Origin of the sequence: Acetobacter indonesiensis (assembly GCF_000963945.1) — a bacterium.
Taxonomy (GTDB): Bacteria; Pseudomonadota; Alphaproteobacteria; order Acetobacterales; family Acetobacteraceae; genus Acetobacter; species Acetobacter indonesiensis.
In genome coordinates this window covers 1-1,021 of the sequence record NZ_BAMW01000058.1, presented here as the reverse complement: position 1 = coordinate 1,021, position 1,021 = coordinate 1, and the positions used below count along the sequence as shown (strand labels likewise).

General features: G+C 52.4%; 2 pseudogenes. Both read left to right on the top strand.

The features are described from left to right. Positions 1-7: 7 nt before the first annotated feature. A pseudogene (locus Abin_RS16090) lies at positions 8-115 on the top strand (DUF6538 domain-containing protein); the annotation flags it as partial. Between the two features lie 105 nt (positions 116-220). Continuing rightward, a pseudogene (locus tag Abin_RS13300) lies at positions 221-1,021 on the top strand (tyrosine-type recombinase/integrase); the annotation flags it as partial.

Genomic DNA, 1,021 nt, shown 5'->3' with positions numbered 1-1,021 from the left:
TCGCCTCATCGGCTCACACTACCATTTCCGCCGTGCCATCCCCCAAGACCTCAAAGCCATTCTGGGCCGGTCTGAAATCTCCCTCTCCCTGCGCACAGATAAAAAGTTGATCGCCCGCGAAAGAGCTGCTGATCTGTATGCGCGTACAGGCGACTTCTTTCACAGGGCCCGAACTTTGGACGAACAGGCTTCCCCTACTCTTCTGCAAGAGCTTCTGACCTTGCAAACCCAGATGATCCGGGATCAGGAAACGACTCTCTCCCTCGCAGAGGAGTGCCACGCACTGGAGCAAAAGGCTGAGAAAGCCCGCCATGCGATGGAGATGCTAGAACAGGTTCAGAAAGAGAGCACCTTTCTCCAGCAGAGCAAGGATCACCTTGCTGCCATCCAGATGCGACTGAAAACCTTGAGTCAGCACCTCAGAACAGGGGCAGCCGTAAGTGCCAAAGAGAAAGAAATGCTTCGGGGAGAGGCAAACCGGCTGGCGGCGATGATTGTGGATATTCGTAGCAATCAGACACTTGCTCAGCAGGCTGGAAATCTTCCGGCATCATCTTTTGCTCCTCTTGAAAACGTGGGCGCAGAAGAAAAGCCTGCTCCTGTCAAATCGTCCTCCCCTCGCCTGTCGGTGATGGCGGAAAAATTCATCTACTCAGACACCACCAAAAGCCCCGACACGCTCAAGGCCACTCGTAAGACCATTGATCTGTTCATTGAGGCCTTCGGCGACAAACCCATTCGACAAATAACGGGCACAGTAGCCGGTGAATTTTTTGACCTTCTGTCATCCCTACCCGCGACCCATGGCAAAGGAAAAACTGTTCTCCCTTTGCGTATGATCATCGCTCAAGCACAAGAGCAGGGACAAGAAACAGTCAGCGGGAAAACAGTCAAAAACCACTTTTCGCGTATGTCTTCACTTTGGAACCACCTTGTTCAACGTGATCTTGTCGACAAAAATCCGTGGGCAGGCTGGGACTTTAATGTCACAAAGAAAATTGTCCGACGGGGCTGGACGGAT